This is a genomic window from Streptomyces sp. NPDC048295 (genome assembly GCF_040652135.1).
Taxonomy (GTDB): domain Bacteria; phylum Actinomycetota; class Actinomycetes; order Streptomycetales; family Streptomycetaceae; genus Streptomyces.
This window is the reverse complement of the sequence record NZ_JBEZLL010000042.1, coordinates 1-12,353: the sequence shown is the minus strand read 5'-3', so window position 1 is coordinate 12,353 and position 12,353 is coordinate 1. Positions and strand designations below refer to the sequence as shown.

At 68.4% G+C, this 12,353-nt stretch carries 10 protein-coding genes and 1 pseudogene; 5 read left to right on the top strand and 6 right to left on the bottom strand.

Annotated elements, in window-relative coordinates; all coding sequences use genetic code 11:
• Positions 1–148: 148 nt before the first annotated feature.
• On the bottom strand, positions 149–286 hold the full coding sequence (locus AB0D53_RS38480) for a hypothetical protein (protein WP_362454070.1): 138 nt from the start codon (positions 284–286) through the stop codon (positions 149–151).
• A 27-nt stretch (positions 287–313) separates the two neighbouring features.
• Between AB0D53_RS38480 and AB0D53_RS38475 the strand changes: the two genes are divergently transcribed.
• The 3 genes from AB0D53_RS38475 to AB0D53_RS38465 are packed head-to-tail and all read left to right on the top strand — an operon-like array spanning position 314 to position 1,373.
• Positions 314–541 carry a hypothetical protein gene (locus AB0D53_RS38475; protein ID WP_362454018.1) on the top strand — a complete coding sequence of 76 codons (228 nt, stop codon included), beginning with the start codon at positions 314–316 and terminating at the stop codon, positions 539–541.
• A gap of 59 nt (positions 542–600) precedes the next feature.
• Entirely contained in the window at positions 601–957 is a 357-nt protein-coding gene (locus AB0D53_RS38470; protein WP_362454069.1) for a hypothetical protein, read from the top strand.
• On the top strand, positions 849–1,373 hold the full coding sequence (locus AB0D53_RS38465; RefSeq protein ID WP_362454062.1) for a transposase family protein: 525 nt from the start codon (positions 849–851) through the stop codon (positions 1,371–1,373). The genes AB0D53_RS38470 and AB0D53_RS38465 overlap by 109 nt, the downstream gene beginning before the upstream one ends.
• A 176-nt stretch (positions 1,374–1,549) precedes the next feature.
• Here the strand turns inward: AB0D53_RS38465 and AB0D53_RS38460 are convergent, their stop codons facing one another.
• Positions 1,550–2,113 (bottom strand): DinB family protein, encoded by a 564-nt coding sequence (locus AB0D53_RS38460; protein WP_362454017.1) that lies wholly within the window; start codon positions 2,111–2,113, stop codon positions 1,550–1,552.
• 366 nt (positions 2,114–2,479) lie between these two features.
• On the opposite strand from AB0D53_RS38460, the gene AB0D53_RS38455 reads away from it, so the two are divergent.
• Together AB0D53_RS38455 and AB0D53_RS38450 are read left to right on the top strand one after the other, a co-directional pair.
• On the top strand, positions 2,480–3,349 hold the full coding sequence (locus tag AB0D53_RS38455; RefSeq protein WP_362454016.1) for an alpha/beta hydrolase: 870 nt from the start codon (positions 2,480–2,482) through the stop codon (positions 3,347–3,349).
• A 165-nt stretch (positions 3,350–3,514) separates the two neighbouring features.
• Positions 3,515–4,792 (top strand): annotated as a pseudogene (locus AB0D53_RS38450) (transposase); the annotation flags it as partial.
• Positions 4,793–4,835: 43 nt separating this feature from the next.
• On the opposite strand, the gene AB0D53_RS38445 reads toward AB0D53_RS38450, so the two are convergent.
• The 4 genes from AB0D53_RS38445 to AB0D53_RS38430 all read right to left on the bottom strand — a co-directional run bounded on the left by AB0D53_RS38445 (position 4,836) and on the right by AB0D53_RS38430 (position 11,850).
• Positions 4,836–5,276, bottom strand: a complete 441-nt coding sequence (locus AB0D53_RS38445; protein ID WP_362454015.1) for an Lrp/AsnC family transcriptional regulator — start codon at positions 5,274–5,276, stop codon at positions 4,836–4,838.
• 442 nt (positions 5,277–5,718) lie between these two features.
• Positions 5,719–7,053, bottom strand: coding sequence for an FAD-dependent oxidoreductase (locus tag AB0D53_RS38440; protein ID WP_362454014.1), 1,335 nt, complete (start codon positions 7,051–7,053; stop codon positions 5,719–5,721).
• Between the two features lie 619 nt (positions 7,054–7,672).
• On the bottom strand, positions 7,673–10,636 hold the full coding sequence (locus AB0D53_RS38435; RefSeq protein ID WP_362454013.1) for an aminotransferase: 2,964 nt from the start codon (positions 10,634–10,636) through the stop codon (positions 7,673–7,675).
• 650 nt (positions 10,637–11,286) lie between these two features.
• Positions 11,287–11,850 (bottom strand): N-acetyltransferase, encoded by a 564-nt coding sequence (locus tag AB0D53_RS38430; RefSeq protein WP_362454012.1) that lies wholly within the window; start codon positions 11,848–11,850, stop codon positions 11,287–11,289.
• Positions 11,851–12,353: the final 503 nt, after the last annotated feature.

Genomic DNA, 12,353 nt, shown 5'->3' with positions numbered 1-12,353 from the left:
TTGAGCATCCTGATCTCGTCGACGTGTCCTTCGGCGACGAATCACGCAACTGTCCTCTTTGCCCGCGAGGCCGGGACCGTCCTTGCGGCAGTAGCTACGCAATATGCGGTGACGGGGTCGCAGACGCAGGGCGGGATCGGCCGACGCATCACACGCTCCGAGCGTGTCCGTCCGAGAACTTCGACGGCAGCCCGCTCAGGAGGTGGGCGATGCACGGTGCGTCATATCCGGTGTCCAGCACGATCAGGACGTCGTGGTCACCCGAAGTCCACTCAAGCTGCGCCATCTTGAAGTAGCTGATCAGGGTGGTGGCGTGAGGGTCGTTCGGGTGCTGGTTTTGGAGTCCGCGTTGCCGGCGGAGTATCAGCGCATCCTGGCTGCCGTGCAGGCGGCCAGCAATCCGGTCACTACCCGGCAGATCGGCGAGGCGCTGGGCGTGGACACCGGGGTGCGGGGCAAGGTGGAGCCACTGCGCGGGAAGCCGGCCGACTGCGGCTGGCTGCACAAACGGCCCGACGGGAAGTTCACCGTCCGCCCGTGACCGGCCCGCACGGACGGCAGGGGCGTAACCAAGGTGCTCCCGGCGGCTGTTGGAATTGTGTGACGAAAACCAATAAGCATGCCGGGGACACCGTGTCCCTGGTCTACCAGCGCGGCCTGCCGCTGTCCACGCGCGCCGCGAACTACCTCGCCGATCTGCTGCGCGGCCACCTGAAGTCGATACGGTCCAGGTGGCGGGCACTGCCGGCCGGGAGGATCGCGACCATCGTGTTGGCCGTGCTGCGGCACGATCAGCGCCTGGCCGACATGGCCGGCGGCAACGACGTCTCTGCCACCACCATCCGGCGCTGGCGCGACGAGCAGATCACCTTGCTGGCCGCCAAGGCCCCACGGCTGGACCGCGCCAGAAGATTGCCCGGCGGGGCGGCGAGGTCGTCTCGACCGACGGCACCCTGATCCCCACCCAGCGCCGCACCGGGACGGCGAACCGGCCGAACTACTCCGGCAAACACCACCGCCACGGCCTGCACGTCCTCGCCCTGACCGATGAACGGGGCCGGATGATCTGGATCTCCGCGGCTCGGCTCGGCCGCACTCGCGACATCACCGCCGCCCGCCGTGACGGCATTCTGTCCTACCCGCGCGCCGTCGGTCTCGGCGCCCTGGCCGATCTCGGCCTCCGCGGCCCGGACGGCGACCCGGATGACCCCGTGGTCGTCACTGGCTTCAAGGCCACCCGCGCCCAAGTCGAGCACGACTTCGCCCATTTCGAGAACTGGCAGATCCTCACCAAGCTCCGCACCGACCCCGCCCGCGCGACCGGCCTGCTGCGCGCCCTGTTCGTCCTGACGAACCTCGAAGGAGCCCGCTGACAGATGACCTAGACCCGAGACCTCCGCCCAACACCAGCATGACCACCCCGAACGACTCTCACGCCACCATCCTGACCAGCTACTTCAAGAGGGCGCAGCTTCACTGAAGCTCGCAGCCATGGAGCGTCACGGAGTCCACGTAGGTCTCCCAAGCGCGATAGCCGGTTACCGGAGAGTCATATTCGGCGCGGTACGGCTCCGTCCTGCCAGCGGTAGAGGTCGCGCAGCAGGGAAATCTCGGCGCCGTGATGGATCAATTCCCTGTTGACGTGCAGAACGATGCCCTCCATGGGAAACCGCTCGGGACCCACCGTGGGCGGATTCTCCAGGTCAGCGTCCGAGAGCTCGCGGACCCCCGCGTTCCATCTCCCATACATCTCATCGAGTTGATTTAGCGCCTCGTCAGCGGTCCCCGCGTAGGCGAATGTCTGGGAGTCGACGTCCTGGCCACCGAAGTGCCATCCGACCCGATAGCCCAGGCAGGAGACGATGATGTGCGCCAGCCGCCAAGCAATCGTGGTCACCGGCGCCGGCGTCGGCGCAGGGGACGCGGAGTCCATCGTCCATTCCCCCGAACCTGCCGACATCGGTGCGGCCGACGTACCTCGTGGGCGGATGCTCCAGCAGCCGCGCACCGGCTCCCAGAAGTACTCCTCATCGGCAAGACCGTGCAGCCGAGGCCGCAGGTTCTTGTGCCAGTGCCAGTCCAGCTGGTCCGCAAGTCGTTCGCTTCTTGTCATTTCCGCACACTACATACAACGGAAACCTGGCTGCGCCCCTCGCGGACGCCGTCACCGGCCGTGGGCCGCGAGAGCGTACCGCACCGGGAGATATTGCTGGGGCTGATGTAGCCTTCGGGCCGCGCCGTCGCGAGCCATTGTTTGACTTTGACAACCCGGCTGGCAGACGGCGTCCAGGGCCGCGGTCCAGGAAGTGTGGCCAGTCTTCAGAGCGGCGACGAACGAGTACGGTCGGCTGGGATCATCCAGCGCTCGTTCATCCCCTGCTTGTAGGTGTGACAGAACGAGCGGTCCGGCGAGCTCGCGGCACTCAGCTTGCTCTTTAACCTTTGGTGGAGTCTCGGTGGCGCAAGTAGGCTCTTCGCGATGACATTAATGGAGACGCAGGGTCTTGTGTCGATGACCGACGAGACGCAGTTGCGTTGGACAGCGATGGGGGACACGACTCGGCAGCCGGCCGTGGTCATGCTCCATGGCGGTCCGGGTCTGCCGGACTATCTGGGCGATGTGGCCCCCATGGTCGCGGACCTCGTGCCTGTGTATCGGTACGACCAGCGCGGCACGGGCCAATCCCCGTGGCGGGGCCACCATTCCTTCGCCCGGCATGTTGACGATCTCGCCGAGCTGCTCGACTCATGGGACGTGCCCAGCGCCGTGCTGATTGGGCATTCCTACGGCACCGACCTGGCAAGCCGGTTCTGCCTGGCGCACTCTGACCGAGTTGCCGCGATGCTGCTGATGTGCGGGCCGTTCGTCGGTGATTGGCGTACTGGGGACCGGGCGGAGCGCGATCGCCGCATGTCTGCAGCACAACAGAAGCGGCTTCGCCTGCTGGAGGAGTTGCCGTGCCGCTCGGAGGAGCAGGAAGTCGAGTTGCTTACGCTGGCATGGTTCACCGACCATGCCGATCCCGAACGCGGGTGGCACTGGGCCGCGCAGGGTGCCCGGCGGCGTCGTCCCATCAACTGGGCCATGAACGGTGAACTCGGCAAGGAGAGACGCGCGGACCCGCTTGGTGATCACCTTGCCGAGCTGCGTGCGTGTCTTCCCGCGCGAGCAGAACTCCTCGGCGGGGCTGACGATCCCCGTCCTGTGTCGGCTCTTGAAACACTCGCGCTTCGGCTCGATCTTCCGCTGACGCGGATTGATGGTGCCGGGCACGAGCCCTGGTTGGAGCGGCCCGACGCCGTGCGAGTGCACCTCCGGCGATTCGTGCAAGGCGCTGTGGATGCATAGGGTTTCGGCCAGTTGGTTGGCCGGCTTCATCCCCGGCTGTTGGCATCGGGGCGGGTTCGGTGTCGAACTGGGCCGCTCACCTGGGTATTTTCCGGACGCTGAGGCGGCCTTCATCTGATCACGCGCTCCGATCAAGGTGCACTGACTACGACGAAGGCCGTGAGGATGAGTCTGCTGCCTGAAACTGCTTCAGGGGAGGTTTTCGCTGAATTGTCCATCTTCCGGAACGAGTTGTAATCGTGTCAGACCGCACGAGGTGATGAGCTTTTCGAGCTGGCGGACGCGGTGTTGTGTGCTCCTGGAGCTGGAGGTTGAGCCGACATTGCCGGCCGAGCACCGGCGTGGGCACGGGGCGATGTGCGACGGCCTCAAGGCGGGGCGGATCGACATCGGCCGGGCTGCCGTTACCGCGGTTCCGGGAGGGGTGTCTGGTGCCGGCCATGGATGTGTCGCCGTGGCTGCGGTCGGATACGCCATGTTCTCCGGACCGGCTGTTCTGTCACGTCTACGGCCGGGCCAGAACGGCACCGCAGTCTGTTCACGGCTGGCCGTACTCCTTCGTTGCCGTGCCGGAGATGGGCGCCACGTCCTGGACGAAGATCCTGGAAGCCGTCCGGCTCGGTCCTACCGGTGATGCCACCCGCGGTGACCGGCGCCCAGCTCCGGGGTGTCGTCGAGCGGTCACCGAAGCAGGCCAGCGGGCTCCTGGAGAACCGGACATCACCGTCGTGACCGATGCCGGTTACGACACCACCCGCCTGGTCTGGGGGCTGCGGGACTTGCCCGGCGAGTTGGTCGGCCGCGTCCGCGGGAACCGGGCGATGCGGCTGCCGAAGCCGCCTCGCGTCTACGACCGAAGGGCGGCCGGTCGCCGAAGCACGGGTCGGAGTTCCGCTTTGCCGAGCCCAGGGATCGGCCCGAGCCGGCCGTCACCACTCGCACGGCCACGGCGAACTACGGCAAGTCCACCGCGCAGGCATGGGGCGGGTCCACCCGCGGCTGACCCATCGGGCTGCCTCGCTGGACCACGAGCGCGAACTTCCGCCTGTCGAGGGTACGTTGATCCGCCTGGCGGGCGAGCACCTGTCGAAGGACCGGGTGGCCCCGGCGGCGTGGTTGTGGTTCTCGAAGCCCGGCGCCACGGGCGTGGACGTCGACCGTGTCTGGCGGGCATTCCTGCGCAGGTTCGGCCTGGAGCACACATTCCGGATGTTCAAGCAGACCCTGGGCTGGCCCGGCCCCGGCTGCGGGAGTCGGAGGCCGCGGACCGGTGGACGTGGCTGATCATCACCACCTACACCTGGCTCCGGCTCGCCCGCCAGAAGTCGGCTGCACCGCACCGGCTCACACCCGCGCGGGCCCGGCCCCGGAGGGCCTTCCGGCACGAGGGACAGATGCCGGGCACCACGCTACGACGTGGGTAGAACCGTCCGTCGCGATAAAGACCCTCATCACTCTAAAACAGTTGAAGAGTTAACGAATAAGCTCAGTTGCTGTGCCACAAGAAGCGGTGGGTGTGAATCGCGAAGTAGGGGAAGTTCTCCACGGACGCGACGCCCTCGACGGCGCGTACGACGTCGTTGATGAAGTCGAGGAGATCGTGGGGCCGGCCGCACACCACCTCGGCGAACAGGTCGAAGCTCCCTGCGGTCAGAACCGTGTACACGACTTCGTCGTGCCGGGACAGTTCATCGGCGACCGCTCGGGGATCGCCGTCGACGCGCAGGCCCAGAAGAGCCATGGTCTGCTGCCCCATGGTCATCGGATCGGTCACTCCGACGACCTGGACCGCCTTGCTGTCGACCAGCCGCTGCAGCCGTAGCCTCGCGGCCGAGGGCGACAGTCCCACCTTCGGCCCGAGATCGGAGTAGGGAATGCGGCCGTCGACCTGTAGCTCCCGCAGGATCGCCTGGTCGATTTCGTCCACGAAGCACCTCTCTCTTTGCGTAGGCGGCAAGCCGTACAGCTGTTTCGAGCACAATGATGCATCCATGCGCTCGAATCAAAGGCGGCCTGCCCTCCGTCGAGTACCGGGGCCGAAGCCAAAGCCGATTGCCGAGTGCGCCGTCCGGCCACTGTGCCCTTCGTGCAACCGCCGCCGGACCGTGGACGGGTCACACTGCCCCCACTGCGAGTCGGCACACGCCCCCGCGACGAGCCAGGGGCTGGTGCAATCCATACCGCGGACGGCGTTCGGCACCCGTGCAGCTGCCGTGGGACCGGTTGCCCTGCACGCCTGAAGGTACGAGCTGCCGAGGAGCGTGTCTGCTGTCACGGGTGCCGGCGGTCCGCCCCCGGGCACCGAGACTTGACGGGGCGTCGAGCCCGAGGAGCCGTGATCGCGAGTCCTGCCGCCGGACCCTGCTGCGTCACCTCGAAGGGTTCACGCCCCGTGTGAGCTCGGCAAGGGAGATCGGTGAGCCGAGGATACGCTCAGCCACGCGACACCCTGACTGGAGCGCGCCGTGGACGGTGGCTGGATCGCGCCCCCAGGTTGCTTCTCCCGCAAAGTGGAGAACGCCGTCGACCGGTCCTGCCATCGCATCGTGATCGTCGTGCGAGGAGCCGACGGCGACGTAGGAGTATGAGCCGAGGGCGAGAGGGTCGGTACCCCAGCGTGTGATCCAGTGCGCCACGGGCTCGGGGACGGAGTCGCCGTAGATCTCGCGGAGGGAGCCGAGCACCGACGAGACCACCTCTTCGTCGGTCATCTGCTCGATCTCCCGCCCCCAAGCACCGCCGGCGAAGGTCAGCAGCATCGGCTTGCCGCTCACCACGGAGACGTCGTACCAGGAGTGCCAGGGGACCCCGGCGCGGCCGTGCTGTCGGATCGCGTAGACGTCGTCCTGCCAGAACCGGTCCGGAAACTGAAGGAAGACCTTGTTGAACACGCCCATTCCGAGCCGAGCGACCGGTCCCGCAATGGCCTCGGGCAGCGTGGGCGTGAACTCGATCGTCCCTGCTTTGAGCACGCCCAACGGCACTGTGACGATCACCTGGGCGGCGTCGAAGGACTCGTCCTCCGTGTCGACCCGCACCCCCGTAGCCGACCTGGTGATGGCGGTCACGGTCATTCCCAAACGCACGTCGAGGCCTTCCGCGAGGACCCGGGGAAGCACATCGTAGCCACCCGGGAAGATCACTTCCTCACCTTCGATGGCGTCTTCGTCGAGGGCGTGAGCGGCGACCTGCTCGATCTCCGCGCCGCATTGTTCCTCCGTGCGATGCCGATAGAACGCACGGACCCTTTCAGCGCGTTCTGGCTCCCATCCGGTCGCGGCAAGGGCACGCTCGGCCACGGTGGCGTAACTCTCGTCGGGGCCGGACGTCGCGACGGTGCGCTGCAAGAGGTCATCTGCCGTGTCGACGTCGACCGTCCACCTCTGTGTCGCGTCGTCGTCCAGCAGGCGCTGCGATTCGTCGTGGTCGGCGATCGGCCGCCCACCGGCCTGGAAGCTCCCCACGGTGAACTCGCGTGTCTCCATGCCCAGCGCGGTGACAACTTCCGTGAGTGGGTTGCCGGTGAGGCCATGGATCCATGAGGCTCCACGGTCGACGGAGAACCCTGCAGTGCGGTCCGTCCAGACCCGCCCGCCGACGCGGTCTCGCGCCTCAAGCACGACCACTCGTCGTCCTGCGGCGTGGAGCAGTCGAGCTGCGGTGATGCCGGCGATACCCGCGCCGACGACAATGGTGTCCATCATGTTCCCTTTTTCTCCAGGGTGCTCAAGGTTGGATCTGCATGTCAGCTGTCGGAGGCAGGCGTGCCGCCGACGGCGAAGCCGCTCACCCGGACAGGCCGAGAACGCCACCGCGCAGCTATACCCACCGCTGACGACTCCTCTCCGGTCGGCGCGACGTGCTTCCGCCGACAGGAGCCCGAGCGGGAGCCGGTGCGAGGCCCGCGGGGCCGGTGCCGCACGGAGGGTTGGTCCGCGGCGACGGTCGCGGTCGGGGCCATGAGGCCCTGAGTGAGGGTGTGCACGGTCGTGCCGCCCGTGAACTCGACCACCAGGTCGCGGATGTGTAGTACGTGAGGACTTGGTACAGCCCCTGCTCTCGTCCGGGCGCCGCTGTCGGCGGCGCGAGCCGCGGCGAGGAGATCGTCGTTGTCGAGCCTGCCCAGCTCGGCGTCCACCTCGTCGAGCAGCAGAGTGCTGATGCCCTTGCAGAGCTCGGCCGATGCGATGGAGGGTGAGCGGGGGTCGGCGACGCGGGCGGCCGGCGTACGAGGTCGGGGACGGTGGTTCGGCAGGGTCGCCGGCCGGCAGACCGAGCATCGCCTCGGCTCCGCATCGCGAAGCGCCGACATCGAGTCCGGTGTCACCGGGTGGGGCCGTGGCCGAGCTGGACGAGGGCCAGGTCGAGCATGTCGGCGAAGAAATCGGCCGCGGCGGTGTCGATGCACAGTGGGGGCTTGATCTTCAGGATGTTGAGGTGGTCCCCCGTGGGCTGGACGACCACGCCGAGGTCGAGCATGCGGTCGCAGAGTTCGGCGGTCTCCTCCGCCGCGGGTTCCAGAGTGGTGCGGTCCCTGACGAGTTCGAGGCCGAGGTACAGGCCCGATCCGTGGACGGCGCCGATGACGCCGTAGCGGTCGGCCAGAGCTTCGAGTCGGCGCTTCAAGTGCCTGCCGACGCGTACCGCGTTGCCCTGGAGGTCCTCGTCGCGCAAGGTGTCCAGGACGGTGAGGCCCACGATGCTGGAGACCGGGCTGCCGCCGGTGGAGGAGAAGAAATAGCCCTGGTCGCGGTACCGGTCGGCGACCGCCTTGGACGTGATGACGGCGCCGAGCGGATGCCCATTGCCCATGGCCTTGGCGACGCAGACGATGTCGGGTACGACGTGCTGCTGCTCAAAGCCCCAGAACCAGTGCCCCAGGCGGCCGTAGCCGACCTGGACCTCATCGGCGACGGCCAGACCGCCGTGACGGCGCACCGCCGCGTACACCTCGGCCAGATAGCCGTCGGGCAGGGCGACGCCACCGGCGTTGCCGTAGAAGGTCTCACCGATGAACGCCGCTGCAGGGCGGCCGGAGGCGGCCAGTTCGTCGATCACCGCGACGGCCTCGGGCGCGTAGCGTGCGGCGTCCGGCCCGCGGTGCCGGCCGCGGTAGGAGTTGGGCGAGTCCACCGTGTGGACCCAGCCCGGGCGGGTGGCCAGCGCGTTCGGGTTGTCCTGGAGCGAGGTGGAGACCGCGTCCGAGGCATACGTCCAGCCGTGGTACGCCTCGCGCAGCGCGACGACGTCGTGCCGCCCCGAGGCGCCGATGGCCAGCCGGAGGCCCAGATCCACCGCTTCGGAACCGGAGTTGACGAGGAACACCGTGTCCAGAGGATCGGGGAGGAGGGCCGCGAGGCGTTCGGTGAACTCCACCACCGAGGCGTAGTGGAATCGCGAGTTGGTGTTGAGCCGGCGCAGCTGGTGGGAGACAGCCCGCTCGACGTGGGGGTGGGCGTGGCCCAGCGGGGTGACGTTGTTGACGATGTCGAGGTACGAGCGGCCGTCGGCGGACAGCAGGTGGTGGCGCCAACCACGCTCCATACGGGGAGGGTTGGCGTAGTAGTGCTCCTGCACGGTGGCGAACACGGCGCCGCGTCGGCCGAGCAGGTCGTTCCGGTCGGTTCCGCCGGAGGCCGGGAGGCCCAGGAGCGGCGCGGGGTCGGCGGTGAGCGCAAGCCAGCCGGCGGCGTACTCCGGGCGGACGAGGGGAGGGACATCGGGGCCGCCGGCGTCGCGGAGCGCGACGTGGACCGAGGACCCGGAAGGGAGGTGGGCGATTTCCTCACCGGCCCGAATCGATGTGCCGGAGGAGACCAGCGGAGGGATCGTACGGGGGAAGGACAGCGTAAGTACCCGCGGGCCGTGTGCGATCTCCACCCGGCCCGGCGCCGCGGTGAGGACCTTTCCCTCTACGGGGGCCTGCGCCACGGTGTCCCGGCCCAGCCTCAGGTCGACGCCGGTGGGCACCGTGGCGGCGGAGACGGCCGAGAGTGCCGGAGTCCGTGTGAGCCTCGCACGGGCGTAGCCGGTGGCGGCCGCGAACGCACCGCCGGCGAGCGCGTCGGCCACCAGCCGGTCCTCGGCGTCGGCGTCGAGCCAGGCCCCGTGGTCCATGGAGTCCGCATCGATGGACAGGTCACAGAGAGCGACGCGGTCGGCCGGGAGGTCTCGTAGCAGGGGGCACACGGGCGCATCGGCCTCCCCGGGCGCCTCGTCCAGGCCGATCGCGGTCTTGACGAGGAGGGTCATCACGGGCAGCGGGGTCCCGGTGGCCTGCTCGAATATGCGCCATTCACGAGCGAGCGCGGCCGTGGCGTAGGCGTTGTCGGCGTCGACGGCGGCCTGGTGCCGCCCGCTGACGACCAGACCGGCGGCGCGCAGGACCACCAGCGGCCACAACGCCTCCGCCTCCGCCGCGGAGAGCGGCCGGATCGCGTGGAAGGCGCGGACAGCGGGCAGCACGTGATGCGGCTCGGCCCCGTCGTGGTGGAGCACGGACGAGAGGCATACGGCCAGTTCGCCGATCGCCCAGCTCGTGGTCAGGTCACCGAAGTCGATGATGCCGTCGGGTACGGGCAGGGGGGCGTAGGGTCGGCGGATCAGATTGTCGTCGGTGAGGTCCAGGTGCACGGCCTGCGACGGCAGCACGTCGGCGAGCCGCTGGATCCGAGCCCAGGCCTCGGTGGTCGCGGTTCGCACGGCGGTCCGTTGTTCGTGCCCGTCGATGTGCTCGGCGAGCCCGGCAACCACGCGGTCGGCGTGGCGCAGGTCCCACTGGAGGACGCGGTCGAGGCCCGGGTGCCGGTAGTGGCGCAGGGCGGTGCTGACCTTCGCGGCGATCGTGCCCATGGCCGCAACGGTGCCCGGGGACAGATGCCGGGGCCCCGACAGGGGGCCACCGGGCAGGTAGCGCAACAGCCGTACCACGGCCGGTCCGCCGTCGGTGTCCATCGTCGTCCGGCGGGGGGAGCCGTCGGGGTGGCGCAGGACCGTGGCGACGCGCAGCTCCGGGTGGGCCGACGCGATGAGATCCGCCGCTGTGTCCTGGGCCTCGGTCTCCAGGGCACCGAAGGCAGGGTTGGCGATCTTCAGGATCGCCAGGGCCTTCCCGTCGTCGGCGCGGAGCAGGAAGTTGGCATCCTGCTGGCTGCCCAATGCTTCCGCGTGGGCGGAGCGGCCGAGGAGTTCGGTGCCAACGCGCTCCGCCTCGGCAGGCGTCACCCGCGGTGCGGGAAGCGCGTCCTCGGCGAAGAAGTCGATCGTTCGGTACTCGTCGTGCGGCATGCGGGGTCCTCGGGTACGGGCGACGGCGCGGAAGTCCTCTGCTTGAACAGCGACCCAGGAAGGCGTTTCAAGCACAATGGCCGACTCGCACGCTTGAATCAACCGTCGTGACGACAGAATCTGTCGAATCACGAGCTGCGACATTGTTCTCGTGCGGCCTTGCAGCATCAGGTTCCCGGCGTTCGCGGCGGCGTCGGTCGGCAGGTCCTCGCGCAGCAGATCGCCCGCGAATCGGCGCCGAGCGGGGAGGCGGCGGGCTGCTCGTCCTCGGCAAGGCGGAAGATGGCGGCCTTCCCTTGGACCGCGCCCCCTGCACGGCGCTCGTCATCGCCGCCCCCGCATGGACGAGCCCGCACCTCGAACCTCGCGACCACGAGCAGATCGTCCGCCAGCTCATCGGCTCGTCGGCTCATCGGTCCCGCCCGCGGGGTCGCTGCGGACGTCCAATGCCACGCTCCCGCCTGCTACAGGCGCGCCTTGTGTATCGCTTCCAACCCCTTGATCGACAGAGTTCTGACGGCCCCGGGACCGCTTCTCCTCGACCGGCTCGACCTGGAGCAGGCCATCCCGCCACGCATATCGCGATCACCGCGTACGAAAGGTCGCGAAGTACTGGCGAGTTGCCTCCGGGGCTTTGTGTGTGGCAGCGGTCAGCCCTGTCGGCGGAGGTCCAGCATGCAGAAGACCTTGTCGTAGCGGCGTTCGCCGACGGCGACGAAGTCGGGCAGACGACCGTATTCGGTGAAGCCCAGCGACCGGTAGAGATGCAGGGCATTGGTGTTGTCGCCACGGGCGTCCAGGGTGAGGACCTCGATACCCGCCTGCCGGGCATCAGCGATCAAGGCGGCGGTCAACGCCCGACCGACGCCACGACCATGGGCACCAGCATCTACCGCGATCTTCTCCAGATCGGCGTGTGGCCGATGGGTCGGTCGGGCGTAACGGAGCCAGTAGCCGAACCCGACAAGCCGACGGCTGAGGTATGCGGCACGCAGGGCCGCGTCCCCGGCCCGCGCCGCAGAGAAGACGTGGTCGAGAAGTTCCGTCACCTCATCGCGCGAGGGTGGTTCGACCCAGCCCAGTGCGGCACCTCCGCTGACCAGGTGCGACAGGATCTGGTGGGCCGACTCCGCGAACCGGGCCTCCAGCCCCGGATCGGAAGTCAGCTCCATGGCGTCAAGGACGGCTGGCTCAGCGGTCGCACCGCCGGTCATGACCGGATTCATGACCAGCAGCCTAGCCAGCCCAAGATCCGGACGAGGCCCCGCGCCGTGACCGCACTGCCGGTCCAGCGCCGTACCAGTGGACCGGCGGCTTCACCGCACAGCGCGGGGTGTGGCGAGCGAGGTCGTCGGCCGATGAAGGAACTGCAGCCGGCGCAGTAGCCGCTCCGTTTCGCTCTCACGACCGAAGATGTCGCTGACGACGGGACGTCCCCCGCCGAAGAGTTTGCGGAACGCGTCAGGGCTCGGGGTGCCGCCATGGTGGAGCACGGAGCCGCAGCACGTGACCTGCCGTGAGCCCGTTGAAGAGTGTGCCCACGGTCTGCGCCGATCACCTTGGTGGAAGCGGTGATCACAAGGTTGTCCCTTGGTTGCCGCTGCCGACCAGTGCTCTTGGCACCTGGTCAGGTACAGGCTTCTGAGCTGGGGTTTGTGAAATCCAACGCCGTTTCATGGAACCGGATCGCTGAGACAGAACCTGGACACTCGCGGGA

Excerpts from the sequence above, each read along its gene's own strand:
- AB0D53_RS38480 (WP_362454070.1), bottom strand. The coding sequence starts at position 286 with ATGGCGCAGCTTGAGTGGACTTCGGGTGACCACGACGTCCTGATCGTG.
- AB0D53_RS38460 (WP_362454017.1), bottom strand. The coding sequence starts at position 2,113 with ATGACAAGAAGCGAACGACTTGCGGACCAGCTGGACTGGCACTGGCAC.
- AB0D53_RS38455 (WP_362454016.1), top strand. The coding sequence starts at position 2,480 with ATGACATTAATGGAGACGCAGGGTCTTGTGTCGATGACCGACGAGACG.
- AB0D53_RS38440 (WP_362454014.1), bottom strand. The coding sequence starts at position 7,053 with ATGATGGACACCATTGTCGTCGGCGCGGGTATCGCCGGCATCACCGCA.
- AB0D53_RS38435 (WP_362454013.1), bottom strand. The coding sequence starts at position 10,636 with ATGCCGCACGACGAGTACCGAACGATCGACTTCTTCGCCGAGGACGCG.
- AB0D53_RS38430 (WP_362454012.1), bottom strand. The coding sequence starts at position 11,850 with ATGACCGGCGGTGCGACCGCTGAGCCAGCCGTCCTTGACGCCATGGAG.